Consider the following 19,257-nt stretch of genomic DNA (forward strand, 5'->3'; position numbering starts at 1 on the left):
CTGCGCCTTCCACACCGCCGCACATGACCGACGAACGTACCCGCAAACAACTCACTGCCGCCGAGTTTATCGACATCTGGGCAAATAAGTTTGTCGGTGTCAAGAAGGAGGACGGAAAGGGATATTGGGAAGGTCAACATCAAAGAAACGAACATATAGCTATCATAGAATCAATAGAATTAAGTGAAGATTTAGTTATATCAGATAGGAAGGGGCTCTCGCATCTCATAGTAAGAAACTGCAAATTCCATAAGATAGAAGTTATTAATTCCACAATAAAAGATCTATTTGTTGAAAATCAATGTACCATAGATGATATAAAAATTCATAATAAATCTACTTTAGAAGTAGTAAAAATTATAGAATCTGTTGTCGCAGGAAATATTTATATTCACTCATCAACCGTTGAAGAGCTCAGCATTGATGAAAATACAAATATAGAATCTATAAATATCAGTGCTTCTATTTTAAGAAAGATTCAAATCAGACGAGGTAGAACAAGCGACATATATATAAGTAATAAATCTAAGATTGAATATATTTCCATCAGTAACGGAACATCAATCAGAGATATAGAAATATACGACGATTCAACTATAGACAGAATTTATCTACGCAATAAAACTACGATTGGAAATTTACTAATTAGTACTTCTAAATTAGATTCGATTCATATAAATGATGAGGTCGAGACAGGTTATATAAACATTGACAGAGCTATCATATCAAATTCCCTAACAATTCAAGGAGAATCGAAGATATACGGTATAAATTTTCAAGCAAAAGAGCTTCGCAAGCTTTCCCTAAATGACAGCTATATACAAATTTTTAATTGGCGGCAAGATACACTTTGTATAGTCAATGTAAATCGATGTCAAATCGAGAGGCTTGCTTTCACGAATACTATTGTTCCAAAAGATTCTGTCTTTCAATTCGGAGAATGTGATATTTTACATTTTTATTTCAAATCTTTTACAAACACAGCATGGCTTAATATCAGTGGGCTAAAGCCTTTAACTAACTATTTAAGATTTCAAGGGGGAAGCGACACTCATGCACAGCAATCTTCCGTAGATAGCAAGTACAATTGGGTAAAAGGGTATAGTTTGGAAAAAACATCTCTAACATTTATCGCTTCCGATCTTGGCAAAACATCTCTTGTCGATTGTCGCTTAGATAAGTTTGTTTTCTATAATACAAAACTACTCGAAGTCTTTGTAGCAGGTACGCAATTACCCAAACAGATTTCATTACCGGAAGGCAAGACGGCTCAGCACGAACAAAACGAACAGGAACGACTGGCATTTGGGCAGTTCAAGCGCATTTATGAGAACCGGGGCGATACCGTATCGGCTACCGATTACCTCGCGCTGGAAATGGATGCGTACCATCGCTATCTAAAACAACCCGAAGTCATCCGAGAAAAAGGCAGTACCTGGGCTGAGCGGTTTACAATTGAACTCAATAGAGTTTCAAGTTACCATAACACCAACTGGTTTCAGGCAGTTGCTATGACACTGGGCATCAATGGGATCATGTTCGCCATTTACTGTTATTTTCTTGGTTATGAGCCCTACGTACCTTTTTATAGCAAAATTGACTGGCACACGACACTCAATTTATTCTCCTATTCCTTCGAATTTCTCAATCCTCTTCGCAAAGCCGACTTTTTAGATAAAGTCAATTTAGAACCGGTCCGCGATAGTTGGGATTGGGTCGCTCGATTTTGGGATTACGTCAGCCGTATCGTTGTTGCCTATTTCGTGTATCAGACCGTTCAGGCATTCCGGCGCTATGGCAAAACGAAGTAGTGTGGCTTGTACTGCTCTCAGTCACGGCACGATACGGCTGGAGCCGTGCGCTACGGGTACGGCAGGCGGCTCCGGCTAAGATTGACTGGACAAAAAGCCGTTCCATTCGTTATTCAGTAAACGACAGCGCAATGAACAAGGAAGGAACGTACCCGGCATGGCTTTTTCTGGTGGCCCTTTGTCTGATGACGGGCTGCGGCCACAGTCAGTCGACGGAGCAACGTACCCAGGCAACCACCCCCACGGCGGAACGTACCCAGCCCGCAACCGGCTACACCGAGAAGAAACCGGCCTACGATGGCATCGGCAAAGTCTACATGGGTCGCGAGATCGCGCAGGTGATGGGGCATCTGGGTGCCGAATGGCTCGAACGCCCCGAACGGCAGCAGGAAGAACGCACCGACCTACTCCTTGACATCCTCGACCTGAAGCCGACCGACGCCGTGGCCGACATCGGCGCCGGTACAGGCTATTTCTCATTTCGGCTCGCCAAAGCCCTGCCGCAGGGCAAGGTGTTCGCCGTCGATATTCAGCCGGAAATGATCGAGTACCTGAATCAGGGTAAGAAAAAAGCCGGAACGCCCAATGTGCAACCCGTTTTGAGCACCATCACCGATCCCAAACTACCGGCCAACAGCGTCGACATCGCCCTGATGGTCGACGCCTACCACGAGTTTGATCACCCCAACGAAATGGGGCTGGCGCTGGTGAAAGCGCTCAAACCGGGTGGCCGCATCGTGCTGGTCGAGTACCGCGGCGAGGATCCCAACGTACCCATCAAAGAGCACCACAAAATGACGGCCCAGCAAGCTACCCGCGAGATGGCAGCCCTCGGCCTGAAACTGCTCAAAAACGACGCCCGCCTCCCCCAGCAGCACGTGCTGATCTTCGGGAAAAACTAAAGAGTGAAAGAGTGTGGTTACAGCACTAGTGTGCAATCTCATAACCCACCACTCATTCGCTCTTTCACTCTTTGCCCTACGCCAGCTTGCTTTTGCGGTAGCCGTAGGAGAAATAAAGCACCAGCCCGATCACGAGCCAGATCACGAAAATGACCCAGTTGGTGATGCCCAGCTCTGTCATCAGGTAGAGGTTGGTGAGGATACCCAGCACCGGCAGCAACGAGAAATTCCGCCGGAAAGCCAGCACCGACAACGTACCCCAGACGAGCCAGAACACAATCAGCAGCGGTTTCTCGGCCAGACCCGCCGAAAAAGCGCCCGCGTTGAGTGCATAGGCCAGCGCCAGCACAAACCCGATACCGATGATGTATTTTCCGTTGACGTAGGGCACTTTAAACTTCGACTGTGCCGAGAGCCCACTGCTATCGAGGTACAGAATGCCGCCGCACACCAGAATAAAGGCGAAGAACGTACCCACGCTGGTCAGATCGATAAAGAACTGCATGTCCAGAAACAACGACGGAATGGCCACTAGTGCCCCCGTCACGATTGTTGCGAACGACGGCGTGTGGAAACGCGGGTGAATCTGGGCGAACTTAGGCCACAGCAGGCCATCGCGGCTCATGGTCATCCAGATACGCGGTTGCCCCAGTTGATACACCAGCAGCGCACTCGTAATGGCCACCACCGCACTGACCGAGATAACGCCCGCGATGAAGTTCATATCAACCTTCTGGAACACGTAGGCCAGCGGATCATCGACGCCCAGTTCCTTGTAATTCACCATCCCCGTCAGTACTAGCGTGATGAGTACATAGAGCGTGGTACAGATCGCGAGGCAGTAGAGCATGGCACGGGGTAAATCGCGCTGCGGATTCTTGCACTCTTCGGCCGTGGTCGAGATGGAGTCGAAACCGATAAACGCAAAGAACACCGACGCCACCGACCCCAGCACACCCTTAATGCCATTCGGGGCAAACGGCGACCAGTTTTCGGGTTTCACGAAGAAAGCACCCGCTATGATCACCAGGGCAATCACGGCCAGTTTCAGCACCACCAGCAGGTTGCTTGCCGCCCGCGACTCTTTAATACCGACATACACCAGCGCCGTAATCAGCACGGTAATAACCCCGGCAGGCAGATCCAGAATCACTTTCAAACCACCGATGCTTGGCGCGGCGTCGTAGGCAGCGGCCAGCATTTTTTCGCCGTCGGTCAGCGTTTCGGTGCCCGCTCGCAGTTTTTCGGCCGCCGTGGCCGCCGAGCCGTAATCGGTGCCCAGATAGTCGGGGAAGTGCACCCCAAAACCCGTTAGCATCGACGTAAAATATTCTGACCAGGAAATGGCCACCACCATGTTGGAAACGGCATATTCGAGAATGAGCGCCCAGCCGATTATCCAGGCGAATATTTCGCCAAACGACACATAGGCATACGTATAGGCACTGCCGCTCACGGGCACCGTGCTGGCAAACTGGGCGTAGCTCAGGGCCGTAAACACGCAGGCAATGGCCGTAAACACAAACAGCAGTGATACCGCCGGACCTCCCGCCAGGCTCGCCCGCCCGATGGTGCTGAAAATACCAGCCCCGATAATAGCAGCGATGCCAAAGGAAGTGAGGTCACGCACACCCAGGATTTTGGTAAGCTGATGCCCGCCCGTATCGCCAACGGCCTGCGTTACGGATTTTTTGCGAAGGATAGAATTGCTCATGAAATGCGTTCGTGGCGACGCACAGGGTTGTGCCGCTACGACTAAAATTGCTGTTTTTTGCCGAAAATACGTTATCTCCGTGCAATGTCGATTCAGATACAGAACCTAACCAAGCAATATAGCGCCAACGGAACCGATACCCGCCGGGCCGTAGACGACCTCACGTTTTCGGTAGCACCGGGGCAGATCGTTGGTTTTCTGGGGCCGAACGGAGCCGGAAAGTCTACCACAATGAAGATCGCCACGGGGTATTTGCCCCCCAGCAGTGGCACGGTGCTGGTCAACGGCCACGATGTACAAACCGACCCGATGGCCGTTCGGCGCAGCGTGGGTTATCTGCCCGAGCATAATCCGCTTTACCTGGATCTATACGTGAAAGAGTTTCTCCAGTTTGCAGGACGGCTCCATGCGTTAAGCGGGCAGACACTAAACCAGCGCATTGCCGACGTGCTGGAACAGGTGGGCCTGGGGCCAGAGCAGCACAAACGCATCGGTCAGCTCTCTAAAGGCTACCGGCAGCGCGTGGGGTTGGCACAGGCGCTGCTGCACAATCCCCCCGTGTTGATCCTCGACGAACCCACCACCGGCCTCGACCCCAATCAGCTGGCCGACATCCGGCAGGTAATCAAAACGGCCGGTCGCGACAAAACGGTGCTCTTCTCCACCCACATCATGCAGGAGGTGGAAGCCCTCTGCGACCGCGTCGTGATTATCAACAAGGGCCAACTCGTCGCCGACAGCCCGTTGACGGAACTTCGGGCGCGGTACGGTGGCGGCCAGCTTACCGACAGTGCAACGTACCTGGCCGAGTTTGAACGTGATTTACCCGACCCGGAACTCCTGCGCGGCCTGCCCGGCGTGACAGCAGTCGAGCAAATCGGGCCGGGTCAGTATCAGGTAATCGCTCCCGCCAACGCCGATCTGCGGGCCGCCATTTTCCGCCTCGCCGCCGACCGCAACCTTACGCTCATCGGCCTCCGTCAGCAGGAAACCTCTCTGGAAGGCGTGTTTAAGACGCTCACGGGAAGGAATGAATAATGTACAATGTATAATGAACGATGTACAATGGGCTGACGCGAAATCTGTTGCTGGCAGCACCATTGTACATCGTTCATTATACATTGTACATTATTCATTGACATGAATTGTATAGTGCGCGACGAAGGCACTTTTGGGCGTAACGCGCTGAATACCCTGCTTGCCTTCGATGGGGCGGGGTTTGTTTTCGGTGTCGGCGACGCCCAGCCAGGGTTCAATACACACAAACGAAGCACCCGGTTTAGCCCAGATACCCAGATACGGGAACAGGGCAAAATCGAGGCGGATATGGTGCGGATTTTTGTGGCTCCGCAACGTGACGCTGCGCGATTTGAGCGTCAGTAATACCAAAGCGTCGTTGTCGAACAGGGTGGGCGTCAGGTTCAGCCGCCGCTTGTCGAGGGCTACGGGCTGCTTTTCGCCCGATAGCAGTCCGCTGGAGGCCAACGTACTGGTTTCCAGCGCATCGTCCTCGGCGAATTCGATGTAATAATCGGTATAGGTTTCATCAGGTGCGAACGGCACAGCAAAGGCCGGGTGCGCCCCGAGCGACATGAACAGGTTGGTCGTCCCGAGGTTCTTGACGCGGTATTTAACTTCGAGTTCGCGGTCGTCGAGCGTGTAGCTGATCTCGAACACAAACTCGTACGGAAACTGCTGTTTGGTAGCCTCCGACGAGCGCAGTTCAAAAACGGCGTGCGTATCCGAAGATTCAGTACAGGTGAACGTGCTGGTCCGGGCAAAACCGTGGCGTTTCATCGGGTACGTTTGTCCGTCGATCAGCAATTGATCGTTGGTCTGGCCGCCCACCACGGGAAACAGATTAGGCGCATGCCAGGGCCATACGTTAGGGTCGGCCTGCCAGAGGTGTTCGGTTTGGGTCGTTAGGTCGAACAGGGACGTTAGTTCGGCTCCCTGCTCCTGGATGCCGACCCGTAGGTACTGATTTTGAAGTGTATAGGGCATGATCTGTGTGTTTCTTACTAACTACCGGCAATTGGGTCATACAGATTGGCGGAGTCACGTAAACGCAAACAACGCTTAGTAAACGGTAAACTAACCCGTACATTTTCTCCGCTGTTTTTATAACATTGCCCCCACGAAGCCGTTTATGCCATAACCTGTTAACAGTCAGTTTTGAAAAATAAATAGCGTATCGTGTTGCATTAGTGTTTTTTTTTACTTTTGCAGCCTCAAAAAATACGGACCATAAAAGCGTAATTTTTTCTACTATGTACTGGACTCTCGAACTTGCATCTTACCTGGAAGATGCTCCCTGGCCCGCCACCAAAGACGAACTCATTGACTTCTCGATCCGGTCGGGCGCCCCGCTGGAAGTGGTTGAAAACCTTCAGGAACTGGAAGACGACGGCCAACCCTACGAGAGCATCGAAGAGATCTGGCCCGACTACCCTACCAAAGACGATTTCTTCTTCAACGAAGACGAGTACTAATGAATAATGTACAATGCACGATGTACAATGGTGCTTACGACAACTGATTTCGCGTCAGCCCATTGTGCATCGTACATTATACATTATTCATTCTATGAAGAGTGATCGCTGACGATCAGCCAGCGACCGTTAATTTTACGCCATAAGAGCGTAAAATGCCCGCCTACGTCGCCAATCTGCGGGCGGGTCAGGTGCCACTTCCCAATCACGTAGGCTACACTGGGGGCCGGGAAGTCAACTTTCAGGATGGTGAACGCCAACGTACCCATCGATGCCCGGTCGGGGTAGCGTTTTTTGTAATTGGCCAGCGTAGCCGCGTAACCGTAGGTAATCCCGGCTTTTCCCACAAACGTTAGCGAATCGGACGGCCAATAACCGACCATAAACTGCTCGACACGACCGGCATTCCAGTCGGCGTTTTGGCGTTTCAAGGTACCGAGCACTTCCTTGCGGTCGGCTGCGGTCTGGGCCAGACTCGCCTGAGCAAGGGCCAACAAAACGATAAGGCAAAGCAGGTGTTTCATTTTTGGCGAACTTTAGGGCATGAAATGGTTACGTGATTTTTACCGGGAATATAAGCCCTACGTCTTCTCCGACGGGTGGTATTACATTTTCATTATTGTCTTTATTGCCCTGATGTTCCTGTTTTTTGCCTAGCTGATGCCCGCTCCTGACCTGCTCGTTATTATCAATCCGCTTTCAGGTACGTTGCCGCTGGCGCAGAAAGAAGCCCTTCGCACCTATATCGTCGCGGAGGCGCAACGTCAGGGTTTTCAGCCCGAGATCATCACGACTACCCACGCAGGCCACGCCACCGAATTGGCTACGCAGGCAGCCCAAAGCGGTATCCGGCGCGTGCTGGTGATGGGTGGCGACGGAACCGTCAACGAAACGGCCCGCGCGTTGCGCAAAACGTCCACAGCGCTGGGCATCGTTCCGATGGGCTCAGGCAACGGGCTGGCGCGGCACTTGGGTATTCCGATGAACCCGCAGAAAGCTATTCAGAAAGCCATCGGTGGGCGGCCTGTACTGATTGACAGCGCCGAGCTGAACGAACTGCCTTTTTTCTGCACAGCCGGACTCGGCTTCGAGGCCTACGTAGCCCACGAATTTGCTAAGCAGCCCGTGCGGGGTCTGCAAACGTACGTCCGCACGACGTATCAGGCTTTCTGGCATTATGAGCCTGCCAGCTACCTGATCAACAACGTACCTGCCGGGCCGCTTTTCTCGCTGACCGTCGCCAACGCCGCCCAATTTGGCAATAACGCCTGGATTGCGCCCAACGCCAACGTTTCCGATGGTCTGCTCGACGTATGCCTGATTCGGCCCTTTCCCGGTCATATGGCCGCCATGATTGGCTGGCAACTCTTCAATCGAACGATCAACCAATCATCGTACTGGCAAAGTCAGCCGATCCGGCAGGCCACGTTGACCAAAGTTACCGACGATACCCCGGATCTGGATGGGCCAGGTACGTTGCTGGCCCATGCCGATGGCGAACCCGTGCTGCTTCCGGGCAACCAATGCACGGTCCGGGTATTGCCCGCCAGCCTGCTGGTGCTGCTCTGACCAGCTCCCGCTCATACGTAGTTCTGATTGGCCGGATCGGTTTCCTTCGCCGACGCTTCGGGCAGGTGAATGGTACGATAGGCAATCACGCCCAGCGCCAGTGCGTAGAAGATGAAGGGAGCCCGCGCATCGACGGCTGTCAGCAGCGTAGTAGCCACGGCGGCCAGGAAACTCGCCACCCCACCCAACGCCTGTGTATCACCGAAAATACTGCCCTGCCCTTCGCCTTTAGAGACAAGCTGCGAGGTTAGGCCCGAGATTAGCCCGGCGAGCAGGCCAATACTTAGCGAATCAATCGTGGCTGTTACGTAGAGCATCACCACGCTACCGCCCGTAAACGCATACAGGCCCATCACGCCGATGCCCACAAAAGCCAGCGCGATCAGCATTTTGCGCTGATTGACGTGTTTAACGGCAAACTGAAAGAACAGCAGGTTGGTCGAGAAGGTGATCAGGCTGTAATAGATGAAAAAGAAGGAAGCCTGCCTGGGCGTCAGGCCTAGATCCCCCACGATCAGGTAGGCGATGAAGTAGTTGTAGTAGCCCAGCGCCAGCAGCGACAGCAGTTGCAGAATGTACAGGTTTTTAAACCCTTCCAGCTTTTTGTCGACGTCGGCAAGTTGATCCCAGAGCGTTTTCACCTTGATGGCGTTCAGGGCCTTCTGTTTCAATTCCTTAAGCTCGACCGGCTGCTTTTCCTTCTCGTTCGTCTCTTTGAAAATGAACGTCAGCACCACATTGAGCATAGCCAAGCCGATACACATGATCACCAGCGGAAGCGGGTCGAAACGGGCCTGCACCAGTGAGATAATCAGTATACCGCCCACTGCCGGGCCAAACAACGCACCCAGCGCCGTGATGCTGCCCTGCACGCTCGTCTGCTGCATCATATCTTCTTTGGGGGCCATATCCACTACCGCTGACCGCAGGATCGACGACATACCGTTGGTTGTCCCCTCTACGGCCCGGTTGCTCAGGTAGCCGCCGATGTTGACCGGAATTAGCAAAAACGGCGCTAGCAGTGAACCAAGCGCGGTACCAATCAGTACGGGTCGGCGCCCGATTTTGTCGGACAGTGCACCCAGCACCGGCGATAAGACCAGTTGCAGACCCAGCAAAAGGGCTGAGCCCGCCATGACCCAAACCTGCTTGGCCGACAGCGTTTCGGTGTATTTGTTGAACAGTGGGCCTACCCCGCCCGCTACGACGGCGTCAATGAAGGTGATACCGTAAACGAGCGCCAGTTTTGGATTTTTGAACATCAGCGTAAACACAAAAAAACCTGCCAACCGGCAGGCTATGTGCTACAGTAAGTAACTCGTTGTATAACCAGTTAGTCGACCCATTTAATAGGTTTGTAAGCCAATCTGCTTCATTAATTCACTAGCGGCCTGCTTACTAAGCCGTTAGCGAGGCCTATTTTCGGCACATTTCTTCAACAAATCGCCCCGATTCTCCCAACCTTTTCATTGATTGAACGCTCGAAGTAAAACCCGGAAACAGTAGACCACTTGCCTGCGTTACTAAACCATTATGCAAGATATTGAACCGTATTATGGCTGGGAGAAGTATTACACTGCCTCCGACGATGAGCAGTCGCCGTTCTATGAACGTACCTACAATACGATGCAGTACGAGAACGACATCTACGGCTACTACATCCACCCGCTTTGGGACGAGATCGGTTCCGAAACGCTGTATTGCAAGATTTTGTACGCCAACTACGAACGGCAGGCTGTGGTGATCGAATTGTTTGGCGAGTGGAATGACACGCTCCACAACGACATCATGCACCTGAAACGACAGGTGATCGACCCCTTGCTCAAACAGGATATCAAGTACTTCCTGCTGATTGGCGAAAACCTGCTGAACTTTCACGGCTCCGACGACAGCTACTACGAAGAGTGGTTCGACGAGGTTGAAGACGGCTGGATTACGGCCATCAACTTCCCGGATTTTGTCGAGCAGGAGTGGAAACGGTTCCGCCTCGATTACTACATCAACTTTGGTGGCACCCTGCACATTCCCAACTGGCGCACCCTGAAGCCGATGCAGCTGATCGACGTCGTTAACGGTCTGATGGTAAGACGGCTGGGATGAGCGGTTTGGAGTTTGCCGTTTGATGTCGGATGTTTGGCATTGCTTCGCCAGCGCCGCCATCAGGGCGCTACAGCGAAGCAACGTTGCACGTCAACTCGTAAACTACACATGGAACAGAAAACCACCGCCACCGAACAACTACAGGCCGCCAAAACGGCCGCCGCCGACAAACTGGAAGCGTTCAAAAACGAAGCCAGTCAGCATCTGTCCACCGCGGCGAATCAGCTCGACGAATTGAAGGATCAGTTGGTGGCTAAGGCGCGCGAAACGGGTAAGGACATCGACATCGAAGGCCTGAAAACCCAGGCCGCCGCCCACTTCGACAACGCCAAGGCGACCGCTGCCGAAACGCTGTCGTCGTTGCAGGCACAGGCCGAAACCACCTACGCTGCGGCCGCCGCCAAAGTAGATGAACTCGCCGACATCGCCGACGATAAGTTCGACGACGTTCGGGCCGAAGCCGCCGTGCAACTCGAAGCCGCCCAAGCCAAACTCGACGAAGTGAAAGCCGAAGCCGCCCTCCAGATCGAAGCCGCCAAAGAAAAGGCCAAAGCCCTCTGGAACTCGATCTTCAGTGAGTAATTAATGATGGGGTGATCATCCGGTTAATCTGCGTCATCCGCGTTCGATCACCCCATCAAAGCACCAATTGCTCGAATAGCGTCGTCAGCATGTCGGCAGGGTCGGTGCAGAAGCCAGGGTGCACGGGCGAGGTTTGTATCACTGTGCTGCGGGCGGCAGTGAGCCAGCGAAACCGCGAGGCGGGCGGCAATTGCCCGATAGGTCCACTCGCCGGTCCGCCCAGGCTTACCTGCTCAAAAGCCCGCAAACGGGCACTGATTTCGTCGCAGCGGTCAGCAAGGTCGGGCTCAGGTACGTTCGGCAGGAAGGCCCGCAGGCGATCGGTAGGTAATAGCCAGCGCGTTTGCAAGAACCGCTGCGAGGCACAGAACAGAATCACGCCTACATTCAGAAACTCTTCCCGCTCTACGCGCGGCACCACCCGGATCACGGCGTATTCAACTAAGTGCTTGTCGGGCATGGATCGCTTCCTGAATAAAGATGGACGAAGCCACCAGCCGGGCTTCCAGAAATTGAACATACATGGCCCGTTGCGCCGCTTCCGACTCGAAGGCCCGGTCGGTGAGCCATTCGTCAGGTACGTTGGCAACGATAGCCTGGATCAGGTCGGGCGTCAGACGAGCGCGGAAACCCGCATCGACGGCTTCCAGTTCGGTGGCGCGGGGCAACAGCACATGGTCTTTCACCTGTGTAAACGGGCGCTCTGCAAAGTCCTGCCACGGTTGGCCCGTGTGGTGAAAATACAGTGCCGCGCCGTGATCGATGAGCCACAGCTCTTTGTGCCACATCAGCATATTGGTGTTGCGGGCGGTACGGTCCACGTTCATGGTCAGGCAGTCGAGCCAGACAATTTCAGACGCCAGCCGCGTGTCGATGGTCGTCACGACGGGGTCGAACGTCATGGCGCCCGACAGGTAATGCAAGCCCAGATTCAGGCCGGTGCTGGCCTTCAGCAGATCCTGAATTTCTTCGTCAGGCTCGGTACGGCCAAACGCTTCATCGAGTTCGGCAAAGACCAGTTCGGGTACGCGCAAACCCAGTAACCGCGCCAGTTCGCCCACAATCAGTTCGGCAATCAGGGCCTTTTCCCCCTGCCCGGCGCCTCTGAATTTCAATACATACAGAAATCCGTCGTCGGCTTCGGCCAGAGCAGGCAGCGAGCCCCCCTCGCGCAGCGGCGTTACGTAGCGCGTTACCGCAACGGTTCGTAGTTGGTCTGTTGTCATACTGCAAATGTAGAAATCGCAGCGTTCTGCGTCCGACCGTGTAGTCCCTTGCCGCGTTCACGTCAGCCAATACCGTCCGTAAGGAGGTGTAGCCTATTAGTCGCTTATGCATCAGCCAATACCATCTGGCGGGAGACGCAAGGGATTGCGTCTCTACAGTTATACATTTATGACAAATTCCTAAACACATGCCTCTTCTCTTAACCTTCATTGGGATTCTTGCCCTCATTCTGCTCATTGCCTACGTTCACCTCGACACGTTCATCTCGTTTATTCTGGTTTCAATCGGCATCGGGTTGGCGGCGGGGATGGATGTGGGGGCTGTGGGTAAATCCATTCAGACCGGCATTGGCGGCACCCTGGGCGACTTGGTGCTGATTATCGGTTTCGGGGCCATGCTGGGCCGCGTGGTGGCCGAAAGTGGCGCCGCCCGCCGCATCACCGACGTACTCATTGGCTGGTTTGGCATAAAAAACATTCGCTGGGGGCTGGCGCTGGCGGGGTTCATCATCGGGATTCCGCTGTTCTACAATGCCGGTTTTATCATCGTAGTCCCCCTGATCTTTACCATCGCAGCCAGCACCAAGCTCCCCATGCTGACCATTGCCATCCCGATGCTCTCGGCGCTGTCGGTGGCACACGGTTACCTGCCGCCGCACCCTTCGCCCGCCGCGCTCGTGGGTCAGTTGCAGGCCGATATTGGTAAGACCCTGTTCTACGGCATCATCGTCGCCACGCCCGCCATCATCATCGCCGGACCCATTTTTGGCAAAACGTTGAGCCGTTTCACGCCTAAACCCGACCGCGAGGTATTCGATCCGACCGAAGCCCCCAAGACCGATTTGCCGGGCGCGGGCGTCAGTTTCTTCGTGGCCCTGCTCCCCGTCATCATGCTCACCATTTTCGGCCCGCTCCGAACGTACCTGAAAACGCATGGGCTGGAGCAAAGCGTGGGGGGTAAGGTGCTTTATCTGATGGGCGAGCCCTATGTAGGCATGTTGCTGTCGGTGCTGGTGGCCGTGTATACGCTGGCGATCCGGCGTGGACAAAGCACCAAATCGGCCATGAAAATGCTGGAAGAGGCTATTAAAGCCGCGGCTCCCATCCTACTGACCATTGCCGGAGCGGGGGCGCTCAAGCAAATCTTCAACGATTCGGGTACGAGCGTCTACATCGGTCAGCAACTGGCTGGCCTGCACATGCCCCCGCTGGTATTGGGCTGGGTCATGGCGGCACTCATCCGGGTGTGTGTCGGGTCGGCTACGATTGCGGGCCTCACCACGGCAGGAATTATGCTGCCATTACTACAAAGCCAGACCGGTGTTAATCCCGAACTCATGGTACTGGCGATTGGTGCGGGTAGCCTCATGCTGTCGCACATCAACGACGCTGGGTTCTGGCTGTTCAAGGAGTATTTTAACCTCAGCATTGCCGATACCCTACGTACTTGGTCCGTTATGGAAACTATCGTGGGAATCGTCGGTCTTCTGGGTGTGCTTGTTTTGGATACTATCTTGTAATAATTGCACTATCAAAAGGAGACTTACCTTATTTTTATTTGTCAATAATCTGATTTTGACAAATAAAAATAAACTATATAGCACGTTTTGCGAAAGTTAATTTTAATTTCGCAACTGATTAAAAAATGCAGGAACAAGCCCTTTTGGCAAACTAACCGTTGTGTTCAGCGTTACCTTCTTCTGAACTCATTCATCTGGCGTATGCAACAGCTTGGAGCGCATTCTGTTCCGCCCGTGACGGGGGATTTCGCCAACACGCCACTGGGCCGCGGCATCAAACTGATCGGTATCGGTAAATACGGCAGTAAACCCCTCTCGCCTGAACTGATTGTTGAGTGCCGCGAAGCGCTGCTGTCGGGCACAGCTCACCCGTTGCAGATGGGTGCCTTCATTGGTGCCCTGATCACGAAAGGCCCCACGCCCGAGGAGCAAACCCTGGAAACCTGCTTCGGACGCGATGCCTTCTCGCTCCCGACCTTTCTGGTCCAGAAACTCTGCCCGACGTTGCCGGAAAAGATGCTGCCCATTGCCGTTAAGCTGGTGCGGGGTCACACGTTGCAGGTCAGCGAAGCACGGCAGTTGGGCGATTACCTTTTTGGCGATCAATTGCCGGAATCGCAGTGCGAGCATTTTCGTGGGTTGGCCGTCAGTATCATGCGGGTGCGCCATGAAACCAACGACGAGTATGCGGGGCTGTATCAGGCCGCAATGGCGACACTGGTGCCGGGTTTTCAGGCCAAACCCACGCAGGCGGTGCGCCACATGGTGCAGCTCGCCGAACCCTTCGATGGCGTCGAGCATTCGTACCTGATCACGCCGCTGCTGGCCAATTTTGTGCAGCAACGCGGCTACGGGGCACTTTCGCTGGTGGGTCGCACGCCGGGTCCTAAACACGACCTCAACGCCCACGACCTGTACATGCACCTCGGCTGTGATTTCCTGCAAAGTCAGCACGAGTTGGATACCCCCCTCCCCGACTACGGTTGGGTACTCGACCAGAAAGCCATGTCGCCCGCCCTCAACCGCTGGGTCGACCGGCGGCGGATCTTGCTGAAACGGCCTTTTCTGGCTACGCTGGAAAAGCTGCTGAATCCGGCCCGTGCCAAGGTGCTGGTTACGTCGGTGTTCCACATTACGTACCAGATGAAAATGGCCGAGTTGGCCCTCATGGCCGGTTTTGACGCCGCTATTGTGCTGAAGCGGGGCCTGGAAGGTACGCTTGCTCCATCAACGTCGCGGGCGTCGGGCGTGCTGTGCGCCGTCAGAACAGCCTCTAACCACTTATTTTTCCAGCATTTCGACGCTGACCGGCCCGAATTCGCCGCTTACCGGACCGAGGCCGACAGTGAAGTGCCTTACCCGCAAGCCGCCGACAACGCCCGACTGATTCGCCAATTCCTGCACGAGCAACGTACCCAGAATGCCGAGTTCGATAATCGCGTTCGGTTTGGGCAGGCGCTTCTTGGCCGCGGCCTCGACTGGATCGAAGGGCAGCTGGAGCGAACCATTTGATTTGACCATTGGACAGCCTGAAGATGTTGAACACATCTCAACTCTTCGGCCGAAACACGTTCATAACCGACGCATTGGTCGTCAGGAAGGGACCACCGATCAGGTCAACACAGTAGGGAATTGCGGGAAAGACCACCGACAGGCACTGGCCGATGGCTTTGGGCTTGCCAGGCAGATTCAGTATGAGCGTCTGGTTACGGATGCCTGCCGTTTGCCGCGACAGAATGGCCGTGGGTACGTATTTCAGGCTCTCCTGCCGCATCAGTTCCCCAAAGCCGGGCATCATTTTTTGGCAAACGGCTTCGGTCGCTTCGGGCGTAACATCGCGCAGCGCCGGCCCCGTCCCCCCCGTCGTAACGATCAGACAGCATCCCTCGCGGTCAGCCATCTCGATCATCGCCGCTTCGAGCTGTTCCTGCTCGTCGGGAATAACACGGTAAACAGGCTCCCAGGGGCTGGTTAGCCATTCGGTCAGCAGCGCCACGACGGCTTTACCCGGAATATCTTCGTAAACGCCAGCACTCGCCCGATCGGATACGTTGATGATGCCGATGCGCGCAACGGCCGTTTGTTCTGTAGGCATGGGGCAAAAGTAGTGGTCAACAGACCATGCAAACCGGCGTTGATCTGTTTTTAACGGACATGATGCGCGAATTCCACTTTTTCCGGCACGTCAACCGCTGGCTTTTGCGGAAGTGGCTCGAGGGGACGTTCCGGGTTCAGTACATCGATTCGATAGCCGTCTACGGTTGGCAGGTAATAATAGTGCATCTGGGCACTGGCTATCTTTTGGCCTAAATTACCCCGCCGACGGCGCGTGCGGTACATCCGTTCGATGTAGCTGATGGCTAACGTAAACAGCAGCATCAGCGAGGGAAAGACCAGCAAAAGAAAAGCGTTTTTCATAGCACTTTATCGGCAGACAGGCGACGAGGTAATGGGTCTGCTATTGCTATAGATACGCTATTGGTAAAAAAGGTTGGAGTACTGTTGAAGGCTGTATCTTCCAGCCACGCTTAACGTTATTTAACGCCTCATATGCACTATTTTTGATGCCTCCCCTGTTTCTCTTCTAAACGCTTTCCTGTCGTGACCGATCGCCTTGTCATCATACCCACGTTCAACGAAATCGAGAATATCGAAGCCATTATCCGCAAGGTATTCAGCCTGCCGATGGCTTTCGATCTGCTCATTGTTGACGATGGTTCGCCCGACGGTACAGCCCAGGTTGTGAAACAGCTTCAGGCACAGTTTCCCCAACAGCTTCACCTGCTCGAACGGCGGGGTAAACTGGGGTTGGGTACCGCTTACATCGACGGCTTCAAATGGGCGCTGGCGAGGGGGTATGAATACCTCTTCGAGATGGACGCCGATTTTTCACATAACCCCGACGACCTGATGCGGCTGTATCGGGCCTGCGCTGACGAAGATGCGGCAGGCAAACGGGCCGACGTGGCCGTTGGCTCACGCTACATCAAAGGCGTGAACGTCGTCAACTGGCCCATCGGTCGGGTGCTGATGTCGTACGGGGCGGGTATCTATGTACGCTTCATCACGGGCATGCCGATCATGGACCCCACAGCGGGGTTTGTCTGCTACCGGGCGCACGTGCTGGATGTACTGCTTCAGAACCCCATCAAATTTGTTGGCTATGCCTTCCAGATCGAGATGAAATTCACCTGCTGGAAATATGGCTTCCACCTCGCCGAAGTGCCCATCATCTTCACCGACCGCACGCGCGGTGAATCCAAAATGTCGACTAAGATCTTCAAGGAAGCCATTCTGGGGGTAATTCAGATGAAACTGGGCAGCTTCTTCCGGCATTACATTCCGCAAACTAAGCCAACAGCGCATGTGGTTCAGGAACCTACCGAAGCTGTGCTATAAGACTTTGCCACCAACAAAAAGGGCCGATGCATCACTGCATCGGCCCTTTTCAATATATCCATTACTGGCTTACGCCATCGCAAACTTCTTCTCGTTGCGTTTACGCTCATTCTCGTCGAGGTAGATCTTCCGCATCCGAAGCGACTTGGGCGTTACTTCCAGGTACTCGTCTTTCTGGATGTACTCCATCGACTCTTCGAGTGAGAAATTGATCTTCGGCGCAATCTTAACGTTCGTGTCTGAACCCGAAGCCCGCATGTTGGTCAACTGCTTGGCTGTTTGCAGGTTAATCACGATATCGTTCTGACGGTTGTGTTCGCCAACGACCATCCCGGTGTAGATTTCTTCGCCCGGCTCCACAAAGAACACACCACGATCCTGTAGCTTGTCGATCGAGTAGGCCGTTGCCTGACCCGACGTCATCGAGATCATCGACCCGTTGATGCGCTCAGGAATAACGCCTTTGTAGGGTTGGTACTCTTTAAAGCGGTGCGACATCACGGCTTCACCGAAGGTAGCCGTCAGCACGTTTGACCGCAGACCGATCAGCCCCCGCGACGGGATGTCGAACTCGAGGTGTTGCAGATCGCCTTTCGGCTCCATGATCAGCAGCTCGCCTTTCCGTTGCGTAGCCAATTCGATCACCTTACCAGCTGTTTCTTCAGGTACGTCGACAACCAGCGTCTCGATGGGCTCCATCCGTTGGCCGTTTTCGTCTTCTTTGTACAATACCTGCGGCTGACCTACCTGCAATTCGTAACCTTCGCGACGCATTGTCTCGATCAGTACCGACAAGTGCAGGATACCCCGACCAAACACCAGGAAGCGGTCTTCACTGTCGGTTGTTTCTACACGCAGAGCAAGGTTTTTTTCCGTTTCCTTGAACAGACGCTCACGCAGGTGGCGCGAAGTCACGAACTTACCCTCTTTACCGAAGAACGGCGAGTTGTTGATCGTGAACAGCATGTTCATGGTCGGCTCGTCAACGGCAATACGAGCCAGCGCTTCGGGGTTCTCGGCATCGGTCAGCGTATCGCCAATCTCGAAGTCTTCGAGGCCGGTTACGGCGCAGATGTCGCCGCTCTGTACTTCGCTTACTTTTTGTTTGCCGAGGCCTTCAAAGATTTGCAATTCTTTGATGCGCACTTTCTTGACAACACCGTCAGCTTTCACGAGCGCCATGTTAGCACCTTCTTTCAACGTACCCCGGTGTACCCGGCCGATGGCGATCCGACCAACGAAGGCCGAATAATCGAGCGAGGTAATCTGCATTTGCGGCAAGCCCTCGTTTACGGGCGCCGCCGGAATGGTATCGACGATGGTATCGAGCAGGTACGTGATGTCGCCGGTCGGGGTTTTCCAGTCGGGACCCATCCAGCCTTGTTTCGATGAACCATAAACCGTCGGGAAATCGAGCTGATCTTCAGTCGCGCCGAGGTTGAACATCAAATCAAACACCTCTTCGTGTACTTCTTCAGGGCGGCAGTTTTCCTTGTCGACCTTGTTGACGATCACGATGGGCTTCAGACCCAGTGACAGGGCTTTGCTCAATACGAAACGCGTTTGGGGCATGGCGCCTTCAAACGCATCGACCAGCAGGCAAACGCCATCGGCCATTTTCAGGACGCGCTCCACCTCACCGCCGAAGTCACTGTGGCCCGGGGTATCGATGATGTTGATCTTAACGTCTTTGTAACGAACCGACACGTTTTTCGAAACGATCGTGATGCCGCGTTCGCGTTCCAGGTCATTGTTGTCGAGAATCAGGTCCTGGAATTCCTGGTTATCGCGAAATAATTTCGACGCGTGTATAATCTTGTCAACCAGCGTGGTTTTGCCGTGGTCAACGTGGGCGATAATGGCAATATTGCGGATGGATTGCATACAATAGCTGTGAAGTGTCTCTTCTAACAGGTTTAACGGAATACCGCTGGTTTTCGAT

At 53.9% G+C, this 19,257-nt stretch carries 19 protein-coding genes; 10 read left to right on the forward strand and 9 right to left on the reverse strand.

Annotation, left to right across the window (positions count from 1 at the left end; all coding sequences use genetic code 11):
• Positions 1-23: 23 nt before the first annotated feature.
• Both ACAW74_RS09525 and ACAW74_RS09530 read left to right on the forward strand, forming a co-directional pair.
• Positions 24-1,811 carry a hypothetical protein gene (locus tag ACAW74_RS09525; RefSeq protein ID WP_370697958.1) on the forward strand — a complete coding sequence of 596 codons (1,788 nt, stop codon included), beginning with the start codon at positions 24-26 and terminating at the stop codon, positions 1,809-1,811.
• A 131-nt stretch (positions 1,812-1,942) separates the two neighbouring features.
• Positions 1,943-2,713, forward strand: a complete 771-nt coding sequence (locus ACAW74_RS09530) for a class I SAM-dependent methyltransferase (RefSeq protein ID WP_370697959.1) — start codon at positions 1,943-1,945, stop codon at positions 2,711-2,713.
• A gap of 76 nt (positions 2,714-2,789) precedes the next feature.
• Here ACAW74_RS09530 and ACAW74_RS09535 read toward each other — a convergent pair whose 3' ends face one another.
• Entirely contained in the window at positions 2,790-4,427 is a 1,638-nt protein-coding gene (locus tag ACAW74_RS09535) for an amino acid permease (RefSeq protein WP_370697960.1), read from the reverse strand.
• An 84-nt stretch (positions 4,428-4,511) separates the two neighbouring features.
• On the opposite strand from ACAW74_RS09535, the gene gldA reads away from it, so the two are divergent.
• On the forward strand, positions 4,512-5,465 hold the full coding sequence (gene gldA, locus ACAW74_RS09540) for a gliding motility-associated ABC transporter ATP-binding subunit GldA (RefSeq protein ID WP_370697961.1): 954 nt from the start codon (positions 4,512-4,514) through the stop codon (positions 5,463-5,465).
• A 90-nt stretch (positions 5,466-5,555) separates the two neighbouring features.
• On the opposite strand, the gene ACAW74_RS09545 is transcribed toward gldA, so the two are convergent.
• Positions 5,556-6,431, reverse strand: a complete 876-nt coding sequence (locus ACAW74_RS09545) for an aldose 1-epimerase family protein (protein WP_370697962.1) — start codon at positions 6,429-6,431, stop codon at positions 5,556-5,558.
• Positions 6,432-6,697: 266 nt separating this feature from the next.
• Here ACAW74_RS09545 and ACAW74_RS09550 point away from each other — a divergent pair, with 266 nt between their 5' ends.
• The gene (locus ACAW74_RS09550; protein WP_015329640.1) at positions 6,698-6,919 is read left to right on the forward strand and encodes a DUF2795 domain-containing protein; all 222 of its coding nucleotides are present in this window, start codon (positions 6,698-6,700) and stop codon (positions 6,917-6,919) included.
• 92 nt (positions 6,920-7,011) lie between these two features.
• Here ACAW74_RS09550 and ACAW74_RS09555 read toward each other — a convergent pair whose 3' ends face one another.
• Positions 7,012-7,443, reverse strand: a complete 432-nt coding sequence (locus tag ACAW74_RS09555) for a YybH family protein (RefSeq protein ID WP_370697963.1) — start codon at positions 7,441-7,443, stop codon at positions 7,012-7,014.
• A 136-nt stretch (positions 7,444-7,579) separates the two neighbouring features.
• On the opposite strand from ACAW74_RS09555, the gene ACAW74_RS09560 reads away from it, so the two are divergent.
• Positions 7,580-8,488, forward strand: a complete 909-nt coding sequence (locus tag ACAW74_RS09560; protein ID WP_370697964.1) for a diacylglycerol/lipid kinase family protein — start codon at positions 7,580-7,582, stop codon at positions 8,486-8,488.
• An 11-nt stretch (positions 8,489-8,499) separates the two neighbouring features.
• Here ACAW74_RS09560 and ACAW74_RS09565 read toward each other — a convergent pair whose 3' ends face one another.
• On the reverse strand, positions 8,500-9,750 hold the full coding sequence (locus tag ACAW74_RS09565; RefSeq protein ID WP_370697965.1) for an MFS transporter: 1,251 nt from the start codon (positions 9,748-9,750) through the stop codon (positions 8,500-8,502).
• A 271-nt stretch (positions 9,751-10,021) separates the two neighbouring features.
• Here ACAW74_RS09565 and ACAW74_RS09570 point away from each other — a divergent pair, with 271 nt between their 5' ends.
• Positions 10,022-10,588, forward strand: coding sequence for a hypothetical protein (locus tag ACAW74_RS09570; protein WP_370697966.1), 567 nt, complete (start codon positions 10,022-10,024; stop codon positions 10,586-10,588).
• A 108-nt stretch (positions 10,589-10,696) separates the two neighbouring features.
• Complete coding sequence (locus ACAW74_RS09575; RefSeq protein WP_370697967.1) at positions 10,697-11,170, forward strand: hypothetical protein; 474 nt, start codon at positions 10,697-10,699, stop codon at positions 11,168-11,170.
• Between the two features lie 55 nt (positions 11,171-11,225).
• On the opposite strand, the gene ACAW74_RS09580 is transcribed toward ACAW74_RS09575, so the two are convergent.
• Positions 11,226-11,630, reverse strand: a complete 405-nt coding sequence (locus ACAW74_RS09580; protein WP_370697968.1) for a DUF3037 domain-containing protein — start codon at positions 11,628-11,630, stop codon at positions 11,226-11,228.
• Positions 11,608-12,396, reverse strand: coding sequence for a HipA family kinase (locus ACAW74_RS09585; RefSeq protein ID WP_370697969.1), 789 nt, complete (start codon positions 12,394-12,396; stop codon positions 11,608-11,610). The genes ACAW74_RS09580 and ACAW74_RS09585 overlap by 23 nt, the downstream gene beginning before the upstream one ends.
• Before the next feature lie 188 nt (positions 12,397-12,584).
• On the opposite strand from ACAW74_RS09585, the gene ACAW74_RS09590 reads away from it, so the two are divergent.
• Positions 12,585-13,916 carry a GntT/GntP/DsdX family permease gene (locus ACAW74_RS09590; protein ID WP_370697970.1) on the forward strand — a complete coding sequence of 444 codons (1,332 nt, stop codon included), beginning with the start codon at positions 12,585-12,587 and terminating at the stop codon, positions 13,914-13,916.
• A 201-nt stretch (positions 13,917-14,117) separates the two neighbouring features.
• Positions 14,118-15,428, forward strand: coding sequence for an anthranilate phosphoribosyltransferase (locus ACAW74_RS09595; protein ID WP_370697971.1), 1,311 nt, complete (start codon positions 14,118-14,120; stop codon positions 15,426-15,428).
• Positions 15,429-15,465: 37 nt separating this feature from the next.
• On the opposite strand, the gene mog is transcribed toward ACAW74_RS09595, so the two are convergent.
• On the reverse strand, positions 15,466-16,011 hold the full coding sequence (gene mog, locus ACAW74_RS09600) for a molybdopterin adenylyltransferase (protein ID WP_370697972.1): 546 nt from the start codon (positions 16,009-16,011) through the stop codon (positions 15,466-15,468).
• Between the two features lie 50 nt (positions 16,012-16,061).
• A complete protein-coding gene (locus ACAW74_RS09605; RefSeq protein ID WP_370697973.1) occupies positions 16,062-16,334 on the reverse strand; it encodes a hypothetical protein in 273 nt (90 codons plus the stop codon).
• Positions 16,335-16,517: 183 nt separating this feature from the next.
• On the opposite strand from ACAW74_RS09605, the gene ACAW74_RS09610 reads away from it, so the two are divergent.
• On the forward strand, positions 16,518-17,315 hold the full coding sequence (locus ACAW74_RS09610; RefSeq protein ID WP_370697974.1) for a polyprenol monophosphomannose synthase: 798 nt from the start codon (positions 16,518-16,520) through the stop codon (positions 17,313-17,315).
• A 69-nt stretch (positions 17,316-17,384) separates the two neighbouring features.
• Here the strand turns inward: ACAW74_RS09610 and typA are convergent, their stop codons facing one another.
• Complete coding sequence (gene typA, locus ACAW74_RS09615; RefSeq protein ID WP_370697975.1) at positions 17,385-19,199, reverse strand: translational GTPase TypA; 1,815 nt, start codon at positions 19,197-19,199, stop codon at positions 17,385-17,387.
• Positions 19,200-19,257: the final 58 nt, after the last annotated feature.

This window comes from Fibrella musci (assembly GCF_041321105.1).
In the GTDB taxonomy this organism is placed as follows: domain Bacteria; phylum Bacteroidota; class Bacteroidia; order Cytophagales; family Spirosomataceae; genus Fibrella; species Fibrella musci.